At 68.1% G+C, this 22,590-nt stretch carries 23 protein-coding genes; 7 read left to right on the top strand and 16 right to left on the bottom strand.

Translation table 11 applies throughout. The annotated features are described in order from the left end of the window. Positions 1-78 precede the first annotated feature (78 nt). Positions 79-1,287 (top strand): 2-octaprenyl-6-methoxyphenyl hydroxylase, encoded by a 1,209-nt coding sequence (gene ubiH / locus AC5P7A_RS07780; protein WP_014645993.1) that lies wholly within the window; start codon positions 79-81, stop codon positions 1,285-1,287. Continuing rightward, positions 1,284-2,465, top strand: a complete 1,182-nt coding sequence (locus tag AC5P7A_RS07785; RefSeq protein ID WP_126411748.1) for a UbiH/UbiF family hydroxylase — start codon at positions 1,284-1,286, stop codon at positions 2,463-2,465. Before ubiH ends, AC5P7A_RS07785 begins: the two co-directional genes overlap by 4 nt. 68 nt (positions 2,466-2,533) lie before the next feature. On the opposite strand, the gene AC5P7A_RS07790 is transcribed toward AC5P7A_RS07785, so the two are convergent. The 6 genes from AC5P7A_RS07790 to AC5P7A_RS07815 form a co-directional block, all read right to left on the bottom strand. Next, a complete protein-coding gene (locus AC5P7A_RS07790; protein WP_014645995.1) occupies positions 2,534-2,932 on the bottom strand; it encodes an EF-hand domain-containing protein in 399 nt (132 codons plus the stop codon). 64 nt (positions 2,933-2,996) lie between these two features. Next, positions 2,997-4,064, bottom strand: coding sequence for a 23S rRNA (cytidine(2498)-2'-O)-methyltransferase RlmM (gene rlmM / locus AC5P7A_RS07795; protein WP_046428937.1), 1,068 nt, complete (start codon positions 4,062-4,064; stop codon positions 2,997-2,999). After that, complete coding sequence (locus AC5P7A_RS07800; RefSeq protein WP_004154307.1) at positions 4,048-4,608, bottom strand: nucleoside deaminase; 561 nt, start codon at positions 4,606-4,608, stop codon at positions 4,048-4,050. The genes rlmM and AC5P7A_RS07800 overlap by 17 nt, the downstream gene beginning before the upstream one ends. A gap of 98 nt (positions 4,609-4,706) precedes the next feature. Next, a complete protein-coding gene (locus AC5P7A_RS07805) occupies positions 4,707-5,429 on the bottom strand; it encodes a DUF6348 family protein (protein WP_014645997.1) in 723 nt (240 codons plus the stop codon). 48 nt (positions 5,430-5,477) lie between these two features. After that, the gene (locus AC5P7A_RS07810; protein WP_329768665.1) at positions 5,478-6,131 is read right to left on the bottom strand and encodes a hypothetical protein; all 654 of its coding nucleotides are present in this window, start codon (positions 6,129-6,131) and stop codon (positions 5,478-5,480) included. A 43-nt stretch (positions 6,132-6,174) separates the two neighbouring features. Further along, on the bottom strand, positions 6,175-7,923 hold the full coding sequence (locus AC5P7A_RS07815) for a glutamine--tRNA ligase/YqeY domain fusion protein (RefSeq protein WP_049440148.1): 1,749 nt from the start codon (positions 7,921-7,923) through the stop codon (positions 6,175-6,177). 190 nt (positions 7,924-8,113) lie between these two features. On the opposite strand from AC5P7A_RS07815, the gene AC5P7A_RS07820 reads away from it, so the two are divergent. Beyond that, positions 8,114-8,377, top strand: a complete 264-nt coding sequence (locus AC5P7A_RS07820; RefSeq protein WP_032956987.1) for a putative signal transducing protein — start codon at positions 8,114-8,116, stop codon at positions 8,375-8,377. A gap of 30 nt (positions 8,378-8,407) precedes the next feature. Continuing rightward, positions 8,408-9,073: a peptide-methionine (S)-S-oxide reductase MsrA gene (gene msrA / locus AC5P7A_RS07825; RefSeq protein ID WP_032956996.1), complete on the top strand. Its 666-nt coding sequence runs from the start codon at positions 8,408-8,410 to the stop codon at positions 9,071-9,073. A 568-nt stretch (positions 9,074-9,641) separates the two neighbouring features. Here msrA and AC5P7A_RS07830 read toward each other — a convergent pair. The 5 genes from AC5P7A_RS07830 to ahpC form a co-directional block, all read right to left on the bottom strand. Next, positions 9,642-10,598, bottom strand: a complete 957-nt coding sequence (locus AC5P7A_RS07830) for a transaldolase (RefSeq protein ID WP_049440146.1) — start codon at positions 10,596-10,598, stop codon at positions 9,642-9,644. A 50-nt stretch (positions 10,599-10,648) separates the two neighbouring features. After that, on the bottom strand, positions 10,649-11,053 hold the full coding sequence (rnk, locus tag AC5P7A_RS07835; RefSeq protein WP_014036052.1) for a nucleoside diphosphate kinase regulator: 405 nt from the start codon (positions 11,051-11,053) through the stop codon (positions 10,649-10,651). A 123-nt stretch (positions 11,054-11,176) separates the two neighbouring features. Then, the gene (locus AC5P7A_RS07840; protein ID WP_014646003.1) at positions 11,177-12,139 is read right to left on the bottom strand and encodes a LysR substrate-binding domain-containing protein; all 963 of its coding nucleotides are present in this window, start codon (positions 12,137-12,139) and stop codon (positions 11,177-11,179) included. Positions 12,140-12,224: 85 nt separating this feature from the next. Continuing rightward, positions 12,225-13,817 carry an alkyl hydroperoxide reductase subunit F gene (gene ahpF / locus AC5P7A_RS07845; RefSeq protein ID WP_014646004.1) on the bottom strand — a complete coding sequence of 531 codons (1,593 nt, stop codon included), beginning with the start codon at positions 13,815-13,817 and terminating at the stop codon, positions 12,225-12,227. A gap of 224 nt (positions 13,818-14,041) precedes the next feature. Next, positions 14,042-14,605, bottom strand: coding sequence for an alkyl hydroperoxide reductase subunit C (ahpC, locus tag AC5P7A_RS07850; protein ID WP_005408159.1), 564 nt, complete (start codon positions 14,603-14,605; stop codon positions 14,042-14,044). A 322-nt stretch (positions 14,606-14,927) separates the two neighbouring features. Here ahpC and prmC point away from each other — a divergent pair, with 322 nt between their 5' ends. Then, positions 14,928-15,785, top strand: a complete 858-nt coding sequence (prmC, locus tag AC5P7A_RS07855; protein ID WP_414611590.1) for a peptide chain release factor N(5)-glutamine methyltransferase — start codon at positions 14,928-14,930, stop codon at positions 15,783-15,785. A gap of 48 nt (positions 15,786-15,833) precedes the next feature. Further along, positions 15,834-16,775, top strand: coding sequence for a prolyl aminopeptidase (gene pip / locus AC5P7A_RS07860; RefSeq protein ID WP_126411751.1), 942 nt, complete (start codon positions 15,834-15,836; stop codon positions 16,773-16,775). 143 nt (positions 16,776-16,918) lie between these two features. Here the strand turns inward: pip and AC5P7A_RS07865 are convergent, their stop codons facing one another. Continuing rightward, positions 16,919-17,803 (bottom strand): LysR family transcriptional regulator, encoded by an 885-nt coding sequence (locus AC5P7A_RS07865; RefSeq protein WP_014646007.1) that lies wholly within the window; start codon positions 17,801-17,803, stop codon positions 16,919-16,921. A 105-nt stretch (positions 17,804-17,908) separates the two neighbouring features. On the opposite strand from AC5P7A_RS07865, the gene AC5P7A_RS07870 reads away from it, so the two are divergent. Further along, complete coding sequence (locus AC5P7A_RS07870; RefSeq protein WP_126411752.1) at positions 17,909-19,327, top strand: MFS transporter; 1,419 nt, start codon at positions 17,909-17,911, stop codon at positions 19,325-19,327. 136 nt (positions 19,328-19,463) lie between these two features. Here the strand turns inward: AC5P7A_RS07870 and AC5P7A_RS07875 are convergent, their stop codons facing one another. Genes AC5P7A_RS07875 through AC5P7A_RS07890 form a run of 4 tightly spaced genes read right to left on the bottom strand, consistent with a single transcriptional unit; the run spans position 19,464 to position 22,318 of the window. Next, positions 19,464-20,261, bottom strand: a complete 798-nt coding sequence (locus AC5P7A_RS07875; RefSeq protein WP_126411753.1) for an N-formylglutamate amidohydrolase — start codon at positions 20,259-20,261, stop codon at positions 19,464-19,466. Next, positions 20,254-20,808, bottom strand: a complete 555-nt coding sequence (locus tag AC5P7A_RS07880; protein ID WP_024957736.1) for an NUDIX hydrolase — start codon at positions 20,806-20,808, stop codon at positions 20,254-20,256. Before AC5P7A_RS07880 ends, AC5P7A_RS07875 begins: the two co-directional genes overlap by 8 nt. Next, positions 20,805-21,740, bottom strand: a complete 936-nt coding sequence (locus tag AC5P7A_RS07885) for a 5'-3' exonuclease (RefSeq protein WP_495220013.1) — start codon at positions 21,738-21,740, stop codon at positions 20,805-20,807. The genes AC5P7A_RS07880 and AC5P7A_RS07885 overlap by 4 nt, the downstream gene beginning before the upstream one ends. Further along, the gene (locus AC5P7A_RS07890; protein WP_014646012.1) at positions 21,737-22,318 is read right to left on the bottom strand and encodes a nitroreductase family protein; all 582 of its coding nucleotides are present in this window, start codon (positions 22,316-22,318) and stop codon (positions 21,737-21,739) included. The genes AC5P7A_RS07885 and AC5P7A_RS07890 overlap by 4 nt, the downstream gene beginning before the upstream one ends. Positions 22,319-22,590: the final 272 nt, after the last annotated feature.

Here is a 22,590-nt window from a genome sequence, read left to right on the forward strand (position 1 = left end):
TTCTAGCCCGCCGCGCCGGTTGGCGCAGGTCGGGGGCTGTTGGGTGTCCGGGCGGGGCGAGCGCGTATCATGAACACCATGAGTGAACGACATGACGTGCTGATCGTCGGTGGCGGCCTGGTCGGTGCCAGCCTGGCCATTGCCCTGGACCGGTTGGGCCGCGACGTGGGCCTGCTCGAAGCCAGCCCGGCCGGCGAGCTGCCGGCGGTGTTCGACCAGCGCAACCTCAGTTTCGCCGCGGCGACCGTCAACGCGCTGACCGCGTTGGGGGTCATGCAGAAGCTGGCGATGGCGCCGGGCCCGATCCGCCGCATCCATGTCAGCCGCGCCGGCGATTTCGGCCGCGTGCAGCTGGAGGCTTCCGACTACGACCGGCCGTGGTTCGGCCAGGTGGTTGTCGCGCGTGACTTCGGCCAAGCGCTGGAAGCGCGCCTGCAGGAGCTGCCGCAGCTGCGGCGCTACCGGCCGATGCGGTTCCTGGGCCTGGGCGAGGTGGTCGACGGCTACCGCCAGGTGCGGGTGGCCGACGAGACCGGCGAGCGCGTACTGCTGGCACGGCTGGTGGTCGGTGCCGATGGCACGACCAGCGGTGTGCGTGGCGCGCTGGGCATCGAGGTCGACCGGCATGATTTCCAGCAGACCCTGTTCGTGGCCCGCGTGCGCAGCCAGCGCGCGCCGGATGGCACGGCCTGGGAGCGCTTCACCGATACCGGCCCGACCGCCCTGCTGCCGCGCGGCGACCGCCACTTCGGCACCGTGCATGGCGTGGCGCGGGACCAGGCCGATGCGGTGATGGCGCTGGACGATGCGGCCTGGCTGCAGCGCCTGCAGGATGCGATCGGCTGGCGTGCCGGTCGGCTGCTCGAATCCGGCCCGCGCAGCGCTTACCCGCTCATCCAGGTGCTGGCGCGCGCATTGGCCGGTGAACGCACGGTGCTGCTGGGCAATGCCGCGCAGACCATCCATCCGCTGGGTGCGCAGGGCTTCAACCTGGGCCTGCGCGATGCGCTGACCCTGGCCGAACTGCTGGAGGATGCGCACGAGGATGCCGGCAGCGATGTGCTGCTGCAGGCCTATGTTGCGCGCCGCCAGGAAGACCGACGGCAGACGGTGGCGTTCTCGGGTGGCCTGGCACGGCTGACCAGCAATCCGGCACCGCTGATGCGGCCGCTGCGCAGCCTCGGCCTGGTGGCCGCGCAACGCGCCTCGGTGCAGTCGATGCTGGTCGGTGGCGCGATGGGCTTCCGCGGCGAAGTGCCGCGCCTGTGCCGCGGAGAAGCCGCATGAGCCGGCGCATGCGCCTTGATGTGGCCATCGTCGGTGGTGGCGTGGTCGGTGCCGCGTGCGCGCTGGCGCTGGCCGATGCCGGCCTGTCGGTTGCGCTGGTGGAAGGTCGTGAGCCCGCGCCGTGGCAGGCCGCACAGCCTGACCTGCGCGTGTTCGCCTTCGCTGCTGACAACGTTCAGCTGCTGAACCGCCTCGGTGTGTGGCCGGCGATCGCGCAGGCCCGTGCCTGGCCCTACCGGCGCATGCAGGTGTGGGATGCGGCCGGTGGCGAAGATCTGCTGTTCGATGCCGATCGCTTCGGCCGTCGTGAACTGGGCTACATCGTCGAGAACGGCCTGCTGCAGGATCGCCTGTGGGCGGCGTTGCCGGCGGCGGGCGTGCAGCTGCACTGCCCGGCACGGGTGGACGCGCTGGAGCAGGACGAGGAGGGCGTGCGCCTGCGCCTGGATGACGGGCGTCGCCTGGAAGCGGCGTTGGCGGTGGCCGCCGACGGCGCCGAATCGACCCTGCGCCAACTGGCCGGGATCGAGGTTGAAAAGCATGACTACCACCAGCGTGGCGTGGTGGCCTACGTGGACAGCGATCTTCCCAACCAGGCCACCGCCTGGCAGCGTTTCCTGCCGGGCGGGCCGCTGGCGCTGCTGCCGGTGGCCGAGCGCCGCAGCTCGATCGTCTGGACCCTGCCCGAGGACGAGGCGGCACGTGTGCTGGCCTTGGACGAGGACGCCTTCAACCGGGAACTGACCCGCGCCTTCGCGGCACGGCTGGGTGAGCTGCGACTGGCGTCACCGCGTGCGGCCTTCCCGCTGCGTCGCCAACTGGCCCGTCACTACGTGGCCGGCCGCGTGCTGGCATTGGGTGATGCCGCGCATGTGGTGCATCCGCTGGCCGGGCAGGGCGTGAACCTGGGCCTGCGCGATGTCGCCGCCCTGCAGCAGTGGCTGGCGCCGTCGGCCGAGCGCCGTGGCCAGCCGCGGCTGTCGCCGCAGCGCCTGCAGCGCTGGGCACGCGAACGGCGCAGCGACAACCAGATCGCCGCCTACAGCTTCGATGCGATCAACCGCCTGTTCTCCAACGACGAGATGCACTTGACCCTGGCCCGTGGCCGCGCGCTGGGCTGTGTCGGCAAATGGCCGCCGCTGGTACAGGCGTTCTGGAAGCGCGCCGCCGGCGTCTGAAGCAAAAAGGGGACGGAGGGGATTAAGTCGTTTGTGCACATACGACTTAATCCCCTCCGTCCCCTTTTTCAATCCACCAGCCAGCCGGCCAGGTCGGTGCGGTCCAGCTTGCCGCGGTGCCTGCGGTCCAGCGAATTGAATTCGTCGGCCAGCGCCGGATTGGCCTGTGCTTCCTCGCGGCTGATGAAACCGTCGCCGTTCACATCCAGCGCGGCGAAATGGACGCGGTACTGGCCGACCACGCTGCTCGGTTCCAGCGAACGCACGGTCACCTGCGCCTCGCCGGCCGGCTGCGGAATCTCGACGCTGCCGCTGACCCGGCCCGCATCCAGCGGTTGCTGGCGGATCGCGCCGCCGGTGGGGCCCAGCGGCTGGCTCTGCGCCGGCGTGGACGGGCCGTGCTGGGCGATGGCCGGTACCGAGGCCAGCAGGATGGTCAACAGCAGGGCAGCACGTGGAAGGTTCATGACAGGCTCCTTGCCAGAGGGTACCGGGAGCGTACTCCCGGCAACCTGTGCCGCCGATGACGGATCAGCGCAGCGGCGAAGCCAGGACGGTGATCTCTTCACGGTCGTGATAGAGCTGCTTGGCGCGGACCACCAGCGGCTTGCCGGCCTGGTCCTGGAACAGGTCCAGGCACAGCCGGGTTTCGTCCCAGCGCTTCTTCATCGGCAGTTTCAGATTGAAGATCGCATGCCGGCACCAGCCCTCGCGGAACCAGGTGGCCATGCGTTCGGCCACGCGGCGCGGCTGCTCGACCATGTCGCAGACCATCCAGTCCAGCGGCTGTTCCGGGTGCCAGTGGAAGCCATCGGCGCGCAGGTGCTCGACCAGTCCGGTGTCCAGCACGTGCTGGCGCAGCGGGCCGTTGTCGATGCTCAGCACGTGCATGTGCTGGCGGGTCAGCACCCAGGTCCAGCCGCCGGGTGCGGCGCCGAGGTCGGCCGCACGCATGCCGGGCTTGGCCAGCGCCTCGCGTTCTTCCGGCGTCAGCAGGGTCAGCAGCGCCTCGTCCAGCTTCAGCGCCGAACGCGAAGGCGCCTCGGGCAGCAGCTTCAGGCGCGGGATGCCCAGCGCCCACGGTGCGCTGTCGGCCGGGTCGGCCACGCAGACGAAGGCATGGGTGCCATCGACGAACACCACATGCAGGCGCGGCAGGCGGTTGTTCGGCTTATCAGTGAGCTTGCCGGCCTTGCGCAGCGCCGGGCGCAGTGCATTGCCGAAGGCACGGGCCAGACCGGACAGTGGCTTGCCGGCGTCCGAATCGGGGTGTTCCACCCACAGGTCGCCGAAGCGCGGCGCATCGGCCAGCACTTCCAGCATCGGGGTGATCCGGTCCGCCGGGTCCAGCTGCGGCAGTTCGGCCAGCACCACCAGCTTCTGCCGCGCGAAGATCAGCTCGCGCCAGCGCAGGCGCGGCGCCAGCGCGGCGGCTTCGTCGCACATGAAAAGCACGTAGCCGTCATTGCGCTGGGTGCGCGCATAGCCGGCGAAACCGGCTTCACCGGCGCGGAACTGCAGCTCGCCGGCCAGCTCGGGCTCGAAGCCCTGCCGGCACAGGCACAGCAGGCCGATGCCGGTTTCAGTAACGGGCGCCATCGCTTTCCCCATAGGCACGCAGCACGCTGCGCGCGGCGTCGCGGTTCAGGCCTTGCACCACTTCGATGCCGCGCTTGTTGAGCTCGCCCACCCAGTCGGCCGGCAGCGGGCCTTCATCGAACGGGGTCAGTTCCTCGACGTCGGCCGAGTTGGCACCGATCAGCAGGCGGTCGATGCCGGCCCACACGGTGGCGCCGTAGCACTGGCAGCACGGCTGCGAGCTGGTGGCCAGGGTGACCGGCGACAGCACCGCGTTCAGGCGCGGGGTCTGCAGGCGCTGCTGGGCCAGCATGTAGGCCATGTTCTCGGCGTGCGCCAGCGAGGTCGCGTGCGGCATCACCCGGTTCACGCCGGCGGCGATGACCTTGTCGTCCGGTCCGAACACCACCGCACCGAACGGACCGCCACTGGCGTGCTCGACGTTCAGCCGCGACAGCTCGATCGCCAGCGCGACCTTGGCCTCATCGCCCGGATATCGACGATCCAGGTCGATCTGGTCGTGGATCCAGGCGGGAAGGGTCAGGTGGACTTGCGCGTACAGCATCGCGGGGGTGCCTCGTGTGGGATGGGAAAAAGTGCGGTTGCTTGGGGAAACCGGCGCGCAGTGTAGCCGCACCGGCCTGTACCGCGCGTGGGCCGGGCTCAGCCCGGCGAGCCGGTGCGGATCACCACGTACTGCTTGCGGAATTCCAGCCCGGCCTGCGGCCAACTGGCAGCATAGGCGCGCAGCAGGGGCAGGGCGGCGGCGAAGTCGTGGCCGTTGACCCGGCAATCGGCCTCGCACAGGCCGTCGGCATCGCGCGAGGCGAACAGGCGGATGGCGAGGAAATGGCGGGCTTTCAGCAGCTCGTCGAAGGCCTCCATGCTGCGGGTGAACAGGCAGCAGGGGCAGGAGCCATGATCGTCTTCGCTGCAGGTGGAGGCATCCACGTCCTGTGCACGGTAGTGCGCCAACGGCCCCAGCACCACGGTGCGCTGATGTTCCTCACCCTCGTCGCCGACCGGATAGGTCAGGCCCATCATCGGCAGGCCCTGTGCGTCTTGGGCGCCGATCGCGGTCTGCAGGGTCACCAGGTCCACCCGGGCCCAGGCCTGGAAGCCGGACAACAGCGATGCCTGCTCATCGGCACCATTTGCGTGCTGGTACTCGAACAGGCCATCGGCGAACAACTGCGGATGCTGGCTTTCAATGACGGTGGAGGTCTGCCAGCCGCCGTTGTCGCGCGCCTGCGCGGCCATTGCATGCGGGGTCAGGCGCAGGCCGCTGTCCAGCAGCAGCGCGTTGCCGTCGATGCGGCTGGCGGTGCCGGTGTCCTGCAGGGCCTGCTGCAGCAGCGGGAGGAGGGCGGTGGCGCTCGTGGTCATGTCAGGCCTGTGGATGGATAAGGCGGAACATCCAGGCAGGGCCTGGGGCTAGCGGTCGAGTGCGTCGAGCTCGGCGCGATATCGCTGCGCGTCGGATTGCTGCTGCGGATCGTTGCCGTGGTCGCGCAGCCAGGTTTCCAGCTCGCGGCGATAGTCCGCGCGGAAACCGGCATTACCCGGGCTGAAATGCAGCTTGCGTGCCGCCACCTCCACCCGCTCGCGCGCGCTGGCCCGGGCCTGGGCGACGCCGTGCGGTGACTCGTTGGTGAGGATGACGAAGTTGCGCGGGAAGCCCGGCGTGTACTTGACCACGAACGGCTGGTCGCGCGCCGGGATACGGATGGCGTTTTCCAGCGGCCACAGCGAAGCGGTGTTGGTGTGGAACACCACGTCCACGTCGCGCCCCTCGGCCGTGCGCAGCACCGCTTCGTAGCGCCAGATGTACTGTTCGTTGAGCGTGGAGCTGGTTCGCTCGGCCTTGACGATCACCGCTTCACCACGCTCGCCCACCACGCTGAGGAAGGCGGCGTTGAGGAAGTGGCCGAGGAACATGTTGAGCATCGCCAGCGGGAACACCACGATGGCGTAGCCCGGAAAGCGCCGCCACCACGAGACCAGCCCGGCCAGCACCATTGCTGCAAAGAACGTCAGCAGCGGATGCTGCGAGATGAACCAGAGCAGGACGGAAAGGGCGGTGATCATCGTCGCGGTCCTGCGGGCGCCATCCAGGCGCCCGCGCAGGTCCTCAGGCCGACCAGGTATCGCGCAGGGTCACGCTGCGGTTGAATACCGGCGTGGCTGCGGTATGGTCGCGGCGGTCGGCCACGAAGTAGCCGGTACGCTCGAACTGGAACGACTGCTCCGGCGCGGCGCTGGCCGCGGCCGGCTCGACATAGCCGGTGACAGTGCGGCGCGATTCCGGGTTGAGGTAATCGCGGTAGGTCTTGCCTTCCGATTCGTCGTCCGGGTTCGGCACCGAGAACAGGCGGTCGTACAGGCGGATCTCGGCCGGTACGCCGTGCACGGCGCTGACCCAGTGGATGGTGCCCTTGACCTTGCGGTTGGCGCCTTCCATGCCCGGACGCGATTCCGGATCCAGCCAGCCACGCAGCTCGGTGATGGTGCCGTCGGCATCCTTGATCACTTCGTCGCAGCGGATGATGCCGGCGCCGCGCAGGCGCACTTCGCCCCCCGGGACCAGGCGCTTCCAGCCCTTCGGCGGCACTTCGGCGAAGTCCTCGCGGTCGATCCACACTTCGCGTGCGAACGGTACTTCGCGGCTGCCGAAGCTTTCGTCCTTCGGGTGGTTGCTGAAGGTCAGCTGCTCTTCGTGGCCTTCCGGCAGGTTGGTCAGCACCAGCTTGACCGGATCGACCACTGCCATGCGGCGCGGTGCGGCACTGTCCAGGTCCTCGCGCAGCGCGCCTTCCAGCACGCTGAAGTCGATCAGCGAATTCTGCTTGCTGATGCCCACGCGCTCGGCGAACAGGCGCATCGCGGCCGGGGTGTAACCACGGCGACGCAGGCCCTGCAGGGTCGGCATGCGCGGGTCTTCCCAGCCGTCCACCAGCTGTTCGGTGACCAGCGCCATCAGCTTGCGCTTGCTCATCACCGTGTAGTTGATGTTCAGGCGCGAGAACTCGATCTGGCGCGGCTTGGCCGCTTCGCGCGGCAGGCCGGCATCGACCAGCGGCTGGGTCAGCGCATCGTCATGGGCGAAATCGACGTTGTCCACGCACCAGTCGTACAGCGGGCGGTGGTCTTCGAATTCCAGCGTGCACAACGAGTGGGTGATGCCTTCGATCGAATCACCCAGCGCGTGGGCGAAGTCGTACATCGGGTAGATCGGCCACGCATTGCCGGTGTTCTGGTGCTCGACGTGCTTGATGCGGTACAGCGCCGGATCGCGCAGGTTGATGTTGCCGCTGGCCATGTCGATCCTGGCGCGCAGGGTGCGCGCACCATCCGGGAATTCACCGGCGCGCATACGGCGGAACAGGTCGAGGTTTTCCTCGACGCTGCGGTCGCGCCATGGCGACGGGCGGCCCGGCTCGGTCAGGGTGCCGCGGTAGGCGCGCACTTCCTCGGCCGACAGGTCGCAGACGTAGGCCTTGCCCTGTTCGATCAGCTTCTCGGCGGCCAGGTAATAGGCCTGGAAATAGTCCGAGGCGTGGCGCAGCTCGTTCCACTCGAAGCCCAGCCAGCGCACGTCGTCCTGGATCGCGGCCACGTATTCCGGATCTTCCTTGGCCGGGTTGGTGTCATCGAAGCGCAGGTTGCAGACGCCGCTGAATTCACCGGCGATGCCGAAGTTCAGGCAGATCGACTTGGCGTGACCGATGTGCAGGTAGCCGTTCGGCTCCGGCGGGAAGCGGGTCTTGATCGCCTGGTGCTTTCCGCTGGCCAGGTCCTCGCGCACGATCTGGCGGATGAAATCGCGCTTTTCGTGGCTGTCGGCGGGGGTCTCGGGGCTGGCGGGGGTGTGCTCGGACATGAGTCGGCGAAAAGAAAGGCAGAAAGACCAACAGTCTAGCGCGTACGGGGCAGGGCTGCCCGGTGGGGTGTGGGGATGCCGGCCCCGCCCTCTGGTAGTGCCGGCCGCTGGCCGGCAACTCTCCGATCCCGCCCCCGGCACCATTCAGCCCCCGGGCGTATGCTGGAGCCCTGCCCCGAGGAGCCGCCGCATGCACATCGTGTACAAGGCCGACAACCTGTTCGACGCCCATCTGGTCAAGCACGCGCTGGAGAACGCCGGCATCCCCGCCTTCGTGTTCGGCGAGCAGCTGCTGGGGGGCATGGGCGAGCTGCCGTTGTTCGGTGTGTTGCGGGTCGGCATCCCCGACGCGGCGCGGCCGCAGGCGGAGGACATCATCGCGGCGCTGGACTTGGGCCAGGCCGCCGCCGACCCCATTTCCGATGCAGACGATATGGCCGGACTGCCGGCGTAGGAGCGCATCATGTTGGGAATTGGCCAGGGCATCCTCGGCATCGGGGCCTTCAAGCAGCGCCTGCCGCGCCCGGAAGAGGCACTGCCAGGGCGCGAGCAACCGCTGCCGCTGCACAGCAACCAGCACTTCGTGAACAGCCATCCGCTGAAGGACCGTTTCGCGGGCCTGCAGCAGATCCGCTTCGCGCTGGGCTGTTTCTGGGGCGCCGAGCGGAAGTTCTGGACCGAGCCGGGCGTGTACAGCACCTCGGTCGGCTACGCCGGCGGTATCACCCCGAACCCGACCTATGAAGAAGTGTGCTCGGGCCTGACCGGGCACACCGAAGTGGTGCAGGTGGTGTTCGACCCGGCGGTGGTGAGCCTGGAACGGCTGCTGCAGCTGTTCTGGGAAAGCCACGACCCGACCCAGGGCATGCGGCAGGGCAACGACACCGGCACCCAGTACCGTTCGGCGATCCACGCCACCGACGAGGCACAGTACGCTGCCGCGCTGGCCAGCCGCGAGGCCTACCAGGCCCAGCTGGATGCGGCCGGCTACGGCCCGATCACCACCGAGATCGTGTACCCGGCACCGGCGTACTACTACGCCGAGGACTATCACCAGCAGTACCTGGCGAAGAATCCGAACGGCTACTGCGGCATCGGCGGCACCGGCGTGAGCTGCCCGATCGGGTTGGATGTGGAGGCGCCGCGCTGACGCGCGGTGGTCCGCCTGCGGCGGGCAACGTCAACGGCTGAAAGCCAAAGCCAAAGCCAAAGCGGCTCTGGGTTGCTGCTTGTTGGGTGGGGCAGTGTGGGTTGGCAGGACACGCCGTGAACCCGTCCCTGGGGGCTCGATGGCGCCATCCATGGCGCCAACGGTCCTGCCAACCCACACCGCCCCACCCCCGACAGTTTCCCGGTGAGGGTGGGAAAGAGCATTGGGTTACTGACGAACTGATGGAAAACAAAAAGGACGCGGCGTTCGCCGCGTCCTTTTTATTTGGTTCTGCATTGCCCTTGTAGAGCCGAGCCATGCTCGGCTCCGAGCAAGCGAAGCGCGCGACCCGCTGTTGCTCTTCTTTCTTTCTTCCCTGGCGGGTGGCCACCGAAAACTGTCAGAGGGCGGGCGGGTTGGGTTCGCGGGAGTGTCCGCCGCATGGATGCGGCGGCCAAGCCTCCAGGGATGGATTCACGGCGTCTCCCGCGAACCCAACCCGCCCGACCCAGCACGGCTTTTGCTCTGAGCCCCCCGCCACGAGGGGCTCAGCCGTTGGCCAGAATCCTCACAGTGCCGCGCGGATCCGCTCGCGCAGCGCTTCCAGATCCTTGGCAAACGCATCGATACCGGTCGCCAGCTTCTCGGTCGCCATCGGATCAGCAGCCAGATCCGCCGCGAACGTCGCCGCATCGATCGGGGGCACCGCCGCGCCATCAGCGGCACCGGCCACCAGCTTGCGCGGCAGCGCGCCGTGGTCGGCGTCCAGCTTCTCCAGCAGGTCCGGCGAAATGGTCAGGCGGTCGCAGCCGGCCAGCGCTTCGATCTGTGCGGTCGAACGGAACGAGGCGCCCATCACCACCGTCTTCGAACCGCGGCGCTTGAATTCGGCATAGACGCCGCGCACGAACTTCACGCCCGGGTCTTCGTCGATGCTGGCCGGGGTCTGGCCGTTGGCCACGTACCAGTCCAGGATGCGGCCGACGAACGGGGAGATCAGGAACGCGCCGGCCTCGCTGCAGGCCAGCGCCTGGGTCGGGTTGAAGATCAGGGTCAGGTTGCAGTCGATGCCTTCGGCCTGCAGGATGCGCGCGGCTTCCACGCCTTCCCAGGTCGCGGCGATCTTGATCAGGATCTTCTCGCGCGGCACCCCGGCATCGGCGTACATCTGGATGAACTGGCGGGCCTTGGCCACGGTGGCGGCGGTGTCGTGGGCCTGGTCGGCGTCCACTTCGGTGGACACGCGGCCCGGCACCAGCGTGCTCAACAGCGCGCCGACGCCGATGGTCAGGCGGTCGGCCACGGCGTGCACCACGGCTTCGCGGTCGCCCGCCTGCTGGCGGCCCCAGGCCAGTTCGCGTTCGATCAGTTCGGCGTAGACCGGCAGGTCCAGCGCCTTCTTCACCAGGGTCGGGTTGGTGGTGCAGTCCACCGGCTGCAGGCGCTTGATCGCCTCGTAGTCACCGGTATCGGCAACGACCACGGACAGTTCGCGCAGCTGGGACAGTTTGGACGGGGTACTCATTACGGCTCCTGGTGCAGGGGGATCGAATCGCGCGCGGTGCGCAGCGGTAATCAGGGGCGGTCGTTGTGGACCGCAGTCACGCGCAGGCGCAGCTTGCGGCCGCCGGGCGCGTTCCAGTCGATGCTCTGGCCGATGGCCAGGCCGAGCAGGGCACTGCCGACCGGGGCCAGCACGGAGACCTTGCCTTCATCGACATTGGCTTCGCGGGGGAAGACCAGGGTCAGGACGTGCTTTTCGCCGGACACTTCATCTTCGCACTCCACGCGCGAATGCATCATGACGATGCCTTCGGGAATCTGGTCCGGCGCCAGCACGGTGGCCCGGTTGAGTTCTTCAGCAAGCGCGAGCGCGGCAGGCGTCTGGCTCAGCGCAGGGGATTCGAGCATGGCGTCCAGGCGGTCCATGTCGAAGGTAGAAACGGTGATCGACGGCGGCAGGCCGCTGGCGGTGTTCATGGTGAAGCTCCTTGGTTGAAAGCCATGCAAAAGGCGGCACCTGCTGGCGCCGCCTGTCTGTATTGTGGGGACAAATGCGGCCGGAATCGACTCCTGCCGATTCCGGGCCGGTGCTGCGGGGGCTCAGCCGTTCAGCGCGGGGCCGGGCAGGGCCGGTGCATCGCTGCCGGCATCGAGCGCCTCCAGCGTGAACAGTGCCTGCGGCAGGCGCTTGAACTGGTCGGCCAGCTCCATCAGGAAGTCGTTCATGGCCGAGCTGCGGCGCCAGATCATGGCGATGCGGCGGCTGGGACGGCCTTCGCCGGTGAAATCGAGCAGCCGGATGTTGTTCGAGCGCGGCACCGGCGGCTGCACCGACAGGCTCGGCAGCAGGGTGATGCCGACGTCGGCGGCGACCATCTGCCGCAGCGTTTCCAGGCTGGTGGCGCGGAATTCGGACTTCTCGTTGGCGCCGAACAGGCGGCAGACTTCCAGCGCCTGGTCGCGCAGGCAATGCCCGTCTTCCAGCAGCAGCAGCTTCTGCGTGGCCAGCTCCTGCACGTCCAGGTGTTCGCGGCGGGCCAGCGGGTGGCGCCCGGACACGGCCAGCAGGAACGGTTCCTCGAACAGGAATTCGGCATGCAGCTGGTCGTCGATCACCGGCAGGGCCAGCAGTGCGGCGTCGAGCTTGCCTTCGCGCAGGCGGTCCAGCAGCACGTCGCTCTTTTCCTCGACCAGCAGCAGTTCCAGCTCCGGGAAGCGCTCGCGGATGCGCGGGATCACATGCGGCAGCAGGTACGGGCCGAGGGTCGGGAAGATGCCCAGGCGCACCGTGCCGGCTTCCGGATCGCGGCTGCGTCGCGCCGCCTCCTTCAGCTGTTCCACTTCGGACACGATCACCCGCGCCCGAGCCGCCGCTTCCTGGCCGGCCGGGGTCAGCATCACCTTGCGCGGTGCGCGTTCCACCAGCGGCAGGCCCAGCTCTTCTTCCAGCTTGCGGATCTGCGTCGACAGCGTGGGCTGGCTGACGAAGCAGGAGGCGGCAGCCCGGCCGAAATGCTTGTGGTCGGCCAGGGCTACCAGGTACTTCAGATCACGTAGGTTCATCCTTACACCCCAGGGGTAACGGACCGGCTGACGGCGTGGTTACCCGACAGGCAGACAATGTTCCCGGTGATCTGGGAACGGTGGATCAGGCTGCTTCAGCAACGGCACCGCTGCTGTTGCTCACCGACGAGCGGATCAGGTGGTCGAACGCACTCAGTGCGGCGGTCGAGCCGGCGCCCATGGCGATGATGATCTGCTTGTAGGGCACCGTCGTGCAATCGCCAGCGGCGAACACGCCCGGCAGGTTGGTCTGGCCGCGGTCGTCGATGACGATCTCGCCGCGCGGCGACAGCGCCACCACATCCTTCAGCCACTCGGTGTTGGGCAGCAGGCCGATCTGCACGAAGATGCCTTCCAGCTCGACGCGGTGGGCATCGCCGCCGACGCGGTCCTTGTAGACCAGGCCGGTGACGCGGCTGCCGTCGCCCAGCACTTCGGTGGTCTGCGCGCTGGTCAGCACGGTCACGTTGCCCAGGCTGCGCAGCTTCTTCTGCAGCACTTCATCGGCGCGCAGGCTGGAATCGAACTCCAGCAGGGTTACATGCGACACGATGCCGGCCAGGTCGATGGCCGCTTCCACGCCGGAGTTGCCGCCGCCGATCACCGCCACGCGCTTGCCCTTGAACAGCGGGCCATCGCAGTGCGGGCAGTACGCCACGCCCTTGTTGCGGTACTGGTCTTCGCCCGGCACGTTCATCTGCCGCCAGCGCGCGCCGGTGGACAGGATCACCGAACGCGACTTCAGTACCGCGCCGTTTTCCAGCTGCACCTGCACCAGGCCGTCTTCGCCGGCCGGCACCAGCGCACTGGCGCGCTGCAGGTTCATGATGTCCACCTCGTACTCGCGCACGTGCTGCTCCAGCGCCGTGGCCAGCTTGGGGCCCTCGGTCTCCTTCACCGAAATGAAGTTCTCGATCGCCATGGTGTCCAGCACCTGGCCACCGAAACGCTCGGCGGCGATGCCGGTACGGATGCCCTTGCGTGCGGCGTAGATCGCCGCTGCAGCGCCGGCCGGGCCACCGCCCACCACCAGCACGTCGAAGGCGTCCTTGGCGGCGATCTTCTCGGCATCGCGCTTGCCGGCGTTGGTGTCCAGCTTGGCCACGATCTGCTCGAGGGTCATGCGGCCCTGGTCGAAGATTTCACCGTTGAGGTACACGGTCGGCACCGACATGATCTCGCGCTTCTCGACTTCGTCCTGGAACAGGGCGCCATCGATGGCCACGTGCTGGATGCGCGGGTTGAGCACCGCGGCCAGGTTCAGCGCCTGCACCACGTCCGGGCAGTTCTGGCAGGACAGCGAGAAGTAGGTCTCGAACCGGTAGTCGCCTTCCAGGTTCTGCACCTGCTCGATCAGCTCGGCGGTGGCCTTGGACGGGTGCCCGCCGACCTGCAGCAGCGCCAGCACCAGCGAGGTGAACTCGTGGCCCATCGGCAGGCCGGCGAAGGTCAGGTGGATGTCCTGGCCCGGGGTGCCCAGGTCGAAGGACGGCACGCGGCCCTGGCCATCGCGCAGCACCTGCAGCGAGATCTTGTCCGACAGGCTGTCCAGGGTCTGCAGCAGTTCCAGCATTTCCTGCGACTTGGCGCCGTCGTCGGCGTGCGCGGTGATCTGGATCGGGCGGGTCACGCGCTCCAGATAGGTCTTCAGCTGCGACTGCAGGTTGGCGTCCAACATCGGTCTTCTCCTGGCTTCAGGCAAACAGAGGGCGTGGCACCGCTGTACAAGGTAGCGGACCAGCTGGGGGTCGGGGTGAACCCAAGACAGCGACCGTGGAAGGGGCTGGCTGGCCAAGGCGGGCGAGCGTTGGCTGTCTTGGGTTCACCCCCACGCCGGCGGGGGGACCGGCACGGGGATGAAGGGCGCGCCGCGGCGTGGGGCCACGGCAGGCCGGTACTGCCTTAGATCTTGCCGACCAGGTCCAGCGACGGGGTCAGGGTCTTCTCGCCTTCCTTCCACTTGGCCGGGCACACCTGGTTCGGGTTGGCGGCGGTGAACTGGGCAGCCTTCAGCTTGCGCAGGGTCTCGGACACGTCACGGGCGATCTCGTTGGAGTGGATCTCCAGGGTCTTGATCACGCCTTCCGGGTTGATGATGAAGGTGCCGCGCAGGGCCAGGCCTTCTTCCGGAATGTGCACGCCGAAAGCGTTGGTCAGCTGGTGGGTCGGGTCGCCGACCAGCGGGAACTGGGCCTTGCCGACGGCCGGCGAGGTCTCGTGCCACACCTTGTGCGAGAAGTGGGTATCGGTGGTGACGATGTAGACCTCGGCGCCGGCCTTCTTGAACTCGGCGTAGTGGTCAGCTGCGTCCTCGATCTCGGTCGGGCAGTTGAAGGTGAAGGCGGCCGGCATGAAGATCAGGACGGACCACTGGCCCTTCAGGCTGGCGTCGGAAACCTTGATGAACTCGCCGTTGTGGTAAGCGTTGGCTTCGAACGGCTGGATCTGGGTGTTGATGAGGGACATCATTTTTCCTCTTGGTGAAGGGGAGTGGGTGAATCGACAGGAGCTAGGTTACCCATTCGCTGGCGATAAGAACAATGCATTGATTGCATCTATTTGATAGATGGAGTCTATCAAAATGCACTGAGCAGGCACTGAACCCGGCCGCTTTCATCCTGCAACTGACTGTGTGACAAGGAAAATCTCGCCGGACCGCTGCCTGGGGCCGATAGCCCCTCCTTATCCCGTCCGGCGTAACCTGAACGGATTCCGATTTTGTAGAGCCGAGCCCGCGCTCGGCGGCTCCAGAAGCAGCCGAGCGCGGGCTCGGCTCTACAATTGCGGAATGTCTTTCCAAACCGAACCCACCCTGCGCCAGATCGTGGCCGACGCCAGTGCCCGCTTGGGCGGCGTCGAAGCCCGCCACGAGGCGGAGCTGCTGCTGCTGCATGTGCTGGACCGCCCACGCAGTTGGCTGTTCGCGCATGCCACCGATCCGCTGGCCGCCGCCGACCAGGCCGCCTTCGAGACGCTGTTGGCCCGCCGCGTGGCCGGCGAGCCGGTCGCCTACCTGACCGGCCGCCGCGGATTCTGGACGCTGGATCTGGAGGTCGATCCGGCCACGCTGATCCCGCGCCCGGAGACCGAACTGCTGGTCGAGCTGGCGCTGGAACGCCTGCCGCAGGACCGTGCGCTGCGGCTGGCTGACCTGGGCACCGGCAGCGGCGCGATCGCCTTGGCGCTGGCCAGCGAGCGGCCACAGGCACAGGTGCTGGCCACCGATGCCAGCCCGGGTGCGCTGGCCGTGGCCGCGCGCAATGCCGCGCGCCATGAACTGCGCAACGTCCGCTTCGCCGAGGGCGGGCACGATTGGTACGCGCCGTTGCAGGGCATGCGCTTCGACCTGATTGCGAGCAATCCGCCGTACATCGCCAGCGACGACCCGCACCTGCGACAGGGCGACCTGCGCTTCGAACCGGCCTCCGCGCTGGCGTCCGGTGTGGACGGCCTGGATGACATCCGCCGCATCATCGACGGCGGCCAGGCGCATCTGCTGCCCGGTGGCTGGTTGCTGATCGAGCACGGATGGGACCAGGGCGCGGCGATCCGCGCGCTGTTCGACGCCGCCGGTTTTGCCGAGGTGCAGACCGTGCAGGACCTGGAGCAGCGCGACCGCATCACCCTGGGCCGGCGACCGGCCTAGAATGGGGGTTCTCCTGCCCCGGCAGGGCATCACCCTGGAGCTGCAAGCATGCGTACGCTGTACCCCGCCATCACCCCCTACGACGTCGGCACCCTGAAGGTCGACGACCGCCACACGCTGTATTTCGAACAGTGCGGCAACCCGGACGGCAAGCCGGTGGTGATGCTGCACGGTGGCCCGGGCGGTGGTTGCAGCGACAAGATGCGCCAGTTCCATGACCCGTCCAAGTACCGCATCATCCTGTTCGACCAGCGTGGTGCGGGTCGATCCACCCCGCACGCGGACCTGGTGGACAACACCACCTGGGACCTGGTCGCCGATATCGAGAAGCTGCGCGAGCACCTGAAGGTCGATCGCTGGCAGGTGTTCGGTGGCAGCTGGGGCTCGACCCTGGCCCTGGCCTATGCCGAGACCCATCCGCAGCGCGTGACCGAACTGGTCCTGCGCGGCATCTTCATGCTGCGCCGCTGGGAGCTGGAATGGTTCTACCAGGAAGGCGCCAACCGCCTGTTCCCGGATGCGTGGGAGCATTACCTGAAGCCGATCCCGTCGGTGGAGCGTCATGACCTGATCTCGGCCTTCCACCGCCGCCTGACCAGTGACGACGAAATCACCCGCCTGGAAGCCGCCAAGGCCTGGGCGGTGTGGGAAGGCGCGACCAGTTTCCTGCACGTCGATGACGACTTCATCAACAGCCACGAAGACCCGCACTTCGCCCTGGCCTTCGCCCGCATCGAGAACCACTACTTCGTCAACGGTGGCTTCTTCGAGGTGGAAGACCAGCTGCTGCGCGACGCGCACCGCATCGCCGACATCCCGGGCGTGATCGTGCACGGCCGCTACGACGTGGTCTGCCCGCTGGCCAACGCCTGGGACCTGACCAAGGTGTGGCCGAAGGCGAAGCTGGAAATCACCCCGGCCTCGGGCCATTCGGCGTTCGAAGCCGAGAACGTGGACGCGCTGGTGCGCGCCACCGATGGCTTCGCCTGATCGGTAGTGCCGGCCGCTGGCCGGCAATGCCTTGCCGGTCCGTTTCGCCGCCGGCCGATGTGGCTCGCCGGCCAGCGCCCGGCGCTACCGGATACCCAAGGGTTCTGACCCCGCCGAAACCTTCATCCACGCATGGCGTGGATTTACCAATCCCCGGCCAGCAACGCGTCGGCCAGCACCTGCAGCTTTGGCGAGTGCTGGCGCGACGGTGGGTAGATCAGCGACAGCGCGCGGCTGCGGCCTTCAAGCGGCTGCAGCACGCGTTGCAGGCGGCCGTCAGCCAGCGCGTCGGCCACCGCGAAATCCATCACCTGCACGATGCCGATGCCGGCGATGGCCGCTTCCACCAGCGGATCGCCACTGTCGAACACCATCCGCGTCGGTGGGGTGAAGTCGCGCAGTTGGCCCTCCTGCAGGAACTGCCAGTCCACCAGCCGGCCACTGCGCAGGTTGCGCACCGCCAGGCACGCGTGATCCCGCAGCGCGGCCACATCGTCCGGTGCGCCACAGCGGGCCAGATACGCGGGGCTGGCCACCGTCACCCAGCGCAGCGGACGCAGCGGGCGCGCGACGATGCGCTGGTCGGCGATGACGCCGGTGCGCAGGGCGGCATCGAAACCTTCCTCGACCAGATCGACCAGACGGTCACTGAGCACGGCCTCCACCTGCAGTTGCGGGTGCTGTTGCAGCAACGGCGCCAGCAGCGGTACCAGCACCTTGCGCCCGAACATCGAGGGCGCGCTGATCTTCAGGGTGCCCGCGGGCGTGCAGGGACGGTCGGCCAACTGGCGTTCGGCATCCTCCAGGCCACACAGCAGCGGTGCCACCTGATCGACGAACTGGCGGCCATCCGGGGTCAGCGCCACGTTGCGGGTGTTCCGCTGCAGCAGCTTCACCCCCAGCGTGGCCTCCAGCCGGCCGATCGCGCGCGACAGGCCGGACTGGCTCAGGCCCAGCTGCCCGGCGGCGACGGTGAAACTGCGGGCTTCTGCCACCTGCACCAGCATGCGCACTGCATTGAGGTCCATCGAGGTCCCATTCATGATGAAAATCATGACAGATATGGCTGGTAGGGGGTTTATTGATTCGGTTGCATCAATGAGACTGCGCTCCCCCACCGCACCAGACCGCCGATGCCTCCCCTCAAGTACCCGCGCTGGGCGCTGACCCTGCTGGCCACTGCCCAGCTGATCATCGCCCTGGATGCCACCATCATCTTCGTCGCCCTGCACGACATGGGCCGCGCGCTGCAGATCAACGCGCAGCAGCTGCAATGGGTAGTCAGTGCCTACACCGTAGCGTTCGGCGGCAGCCTGCTGCTGGGCGGGCGCGCCGCCGACCTGATCGGCCGCCGCCGCTTCTACCGGCTGGGCATGCTGCTGTTCGCGCTGGCGTCGCTGTTCGGCGCGCTGGCGCCGAATGCCACCCTGTTGATCATCGCGCGCGCGGCGCAGGGCATCGGTGCCGCGTTGCTGTTCCCGGCCACGCTGGCGCTGATCAACACGTTGTATGCGGAAGGCCGGGTGCGCAACCGCGCACTGGCGATCTGGAGCATGGCCAGTGCGGCCGGCCTGGCGCTGGGCACGCTGCTCGGTGGCGTGCTGACCCAGGCGTTCGGCTGGCCGGCGGTGCTGGCGGTGATCGTTCCGCTGGCCACCGCCTGTGCAGTCGCGGCCGGCGCGTGGTTGCCGGCCGATGGCCCGCGTGTGCAGGGCCGTTCCTTCGATCTGGCCGGTTGCCTCACCGTCACCGCCGGCGGCAGCCTGCTGGTCACCACCCTGGTGCAAGGGCCGGAGTGGGGCTGGACGGCCCGCGCCACGCTCATCTGCCTGCTGCTTTCAGCCGTACTGTTGACGGTGTTCGTACAGATCGAAAAGCGCAGCCGTGACCCGCTGATGCAGTTTGCGCTGCTGCGCCTGCCCGGCCTGCGCGCGGCACTCGGCCTGACCTTCGCCTTCATGAGCAGCTATGGCGTGCAGTACTACTTCCTGGCGCTCTACTTCCAGGATGGTTACGGCTGGAGCCCGCTGCAGGCCGGCATGGCCTTCCTGCTGCCGACCGTGGTGTGCACCTTCGGCATCCGCATTGCCGAACGCATGCTGCGGCGCCGTTCGCCACGGCAGGTGCTGGCCTGGGGCTTCGCGGCCGGTGCCATCGGCATCACTGCGGTGGCGCTGGCGATGCCGCATGGCGCCGGTTACTGGCCGCTGCTGCCGGGCATCGTGGTGCTCAGCGTGGGCCAGGGCATGAGCTGGACGGCGATGTGGATCGTGGCCGGGCAGGGCGTGCCGGGGCCGCAGCAGGGTGTGGCGTCCGGCATGGCCGCCACCGCACAGCAGATCGGCGGCGCGTTGGGACTGGCGGTACTGGTGATGGTGGCCAACGCCGCGCGCGGCACGCAGGAGGCAACCAGCCCTGATGCGCTGCAGGGCATGGTCAATGCGCAGTACGGCGCCGCGCTGTTCGCCGCGCTCGGCGTGGTGATCGCGCTGGGCCTGCGCCCGGCGCCGGTCGAATCGGCTGCTGCCGTCTGCCCGGTCAACGAGGCATGATTGAAGGCGCTGCCGTAGGTGGATGTGCCACGCCTGCGGTGGTGCCGGCCGCTGGCCGGCAACCTCGGGGTGGTTGGATCATTGAGGTTGCCGGCCAGCGGCCGGCACTACCGATACGGGATGGGTCCAAGAGCGTTCAACCGAACGCCAGCAACTGTGGCTGCAAGGCGCTGAAGATCCGCGCCAGCCGCTCCGCCCACGCCTGCTGCCCGGCGGCATCGGCGATCAGGTCCTGGCGGATCTCCAGTTCCACGTGCACCAGGCCGCGCCCTTCGCCGTGCACCGGTACCGCGTAGTCGCTGGTGCTGCTGACCGAATACGGTTCGTTGTCACCCACCACCAGGTCGCCTTCATCGCGCAGTGCCTGCAGCAGTGCATGCGCAAAGCGCGTGTCCTGGTGGTACAGCACGCCGGCGTGCCACGGCCGCTGCGTGCCGTTCATCACTGGCGTGAAGCTGTGCATCATCACCAGCAGGGTGGGGCGGCAGGCATCGCGGCGTGCATCCAGTTCCGCGTCGATGCGCGCATGGTAGGGCGCGTGGATCGCATCGATGCGCTGCTGCCGCTGTGCAGCCGACAGCCTGGCATTGCCCGGGACCACGGTGTGGTCGCTCACTTCCGGAATCAGCGTCGGCGAGGCCAGTGGGCGGTTGCAGTCGATCAGCAGCCGCGAATAGGTCTGTTCGATCGCCCATGCATCCAGCCGTTCGGCCAGTGCGCGGGTGGTGCCGGCGATGCCGATGTCCCAGCCGATATGGCGGTCCAGCTCGGCCTGGGCCAGGCCGAGCCCGGTCAGCGCGCGTGGCACCTGCTGGCCGGCGTGATCGGCCAGCAGCAGGTAAGGCGAGGCGCCCTGCGGCCGGTGGAGGGTATAGATCGCCGGGTCGTCGGCGCCCAGCAGCGCCGGCAGTACGTGCAGATCGGCGTCAGCCACGCGGGCGCCCGTCCAGGTGGTGCTCGATCATCCACAGGCCCGCCCAAAGCTTGGCATCCAGCTCATAGCCTTCGCCCATCTTCTGCACCAGCCAGGCCGCCGCCTGCGCGCGCGGAATCTCGTGCACGGTGATGTCTTCGCTGTCATCGCCGCCACCTTCGCCGATCCGGCGCAGGCCGGTGGCGCGTACGAAGGCGATCTTCTCGCTGCTGGCGCCGGAGGACGTCGGGCCGATCATCAGCACTTCGGCGTGATCGGCGGTCCAGCCGGTTTCTTCTTCCAGCTCGCGCACGGCCGAGACTTCGATCGATTCGCCGGCGTGGATGTCGCCGACCAGGCCGGCCGGCATCTCGATGGTGGGGGCCTGCAGCGGCACGCGGAACTGTTCGACGAACAGCACCTTGTCCTCCGGGGTCACCGCGATGATGATCGCGGCCAGGCCGCCGGCATGGGTACGTTCGCTGTATTCCCAGGTGCCGCGTACCAGCATGCGCTGGTACTTGCCTTCATAGACGACACGCGGGGCTTCGGTGTTGCGCTGGCTCATGCGGGCTCGCTGTGGGTGGGAAGAATATCGGGTACGCCGGCGGCATCGAACAGCCGGCGGCGGGTCATCGGGCCGAAGCGCAGGGTCTGGCACAGGCCGCCGAGCAGCTCGGGGTCGGCGGTCTGGCGCAGCAGGCCGGGTTGGCTGCCTTCCAGCGGCGCGTCCAGCGCGATGGTGGTCAGCTGGCGCCAGAGCAGGGCGTGCTCGCGCTGCTCGCGCAGGCGCACCGCCATCTGGGCGGCACCGCGCAGGCGCAGGAACGGCACTTCGTCCAGGCGTTCGTACAGCGCATCCAAGCTGCCGAAATGGGCCAGCAGCACGGCGGCGGACTTGCTGCCGACACCACTGACACCGGGAATGTTGTCCACCGCATCGCCGCACAGCGCCAGGTAATCGGCAATCTGGTGCGCATGCACGCCGTGCCGTGCCTTCACGCCGGCCACGTCCCAGCGCTGGTTGCGGGAATAGTCCCACTGTTCGTCGTGATCCAGCAGCAGCTGCGACAGGTCCTTGTCGGCGGAGATGATCACCCCGCGATGGCTGCCGCGGTGCACGTGCAGTGCGCTGCCGATCAGGTCGTCGGCTTCGTAGTCGTGGTGGGCGAGGACGGCAAGGCCCAACGCCGCGCACAGCGCCTTGCAGTGCACGAACTGGCGCTTGAGCGCTTCCGGTGCCGGATCACGGTTGGCCTTGTAGGCCGGATACAGGCGGTGGCGGAAGCCGCTGTCGAGCGCTTCGTCGAAGGCAATGGCGATGTGCCGCGGGCGCTCGCGCTCCAGCAGGTCCAGCAGGAAGCGGGCGAAGCCGTGCACGGCATTGGTCGGCCAGCCCTGCGCGTCCTGGAACTGGTCCGGCAGCGAGTGCCAGGCGCGGAACACGTAGATGCTGGCATCGACCAGGTACAGCGACGGCGGCGGTGCCGGCAGGGTCATGCCGGCGGCGTCCAGTCCTGCAGCAGGGTCGCTGGGTCGGGGCGCTCGCGCTCGGGCACGTCGGCCTTGGCGGTGCCGATGTGGATGAAGCCGGCGATGCGTTCACCCTCGACCAGGCCCAGGTGGGCCTGCACGACCGGATCGAAGGCCATCCAGGCCGTCAGCCACTGTGCGCCGAAGCCAAGCGCCTGCGCGGCCTGCAGCAGGGCGAAGCAGACGCAGCCGGCGGTCATCAGCTGTTCCTGTTCCGGCACCTTCGGGTCCGGGCGCGGGCTGGCGACCACCACGATCACCAGAGGGGCGTGGCTGAAACGCTGGCGGTCCTTCTCGAACACGGCCTCGCCGGCATGCGGGTCGCGCTGGCGGCTGCGCTTGGCCAGGAAGTCGCCCAGAGTGTGACGTGCATCGCCGGCGATCTTCAGGAAGCGGAACGGCACGCGCTTGCCGTGGTCGGGCACGCGCACGGCCGACGCCAGCATCCGCTGCAGGGTGGCCGGGTCCGGGCCGGGCTCGCCCAGTTGCCGCGAAGGCACTGAGCGGCGGGCATCCAGGGCGAGCAGGGCAGCGGGGTCGGGCATGGAGTCTGAACCGGTCATCACGGGTGTTTGATTATAGTCGGGGTGGTCAATGACGCCGTCTGTGTCGCGTCCGGCCCCTGAATACCAAACTGTGATGAACATCATGCCACTGGCGGGAAACGGACAGCCGCTTCCCCTCGCCTCGTGGGCCTTGCACGGCTTACGATACCCCTCTTGCCGGGCCGCCGGTCATGAGGTTTGAAGTGAGGACTGTTTCACTGTCCGTGACGGGCTGGCCGGCCTACCATCGACGTTCCGGTACATGGGGTGTG

Source organism: Stenotrophomonas sp. YJH_SMC_65 (assembly GCF_059369475.1).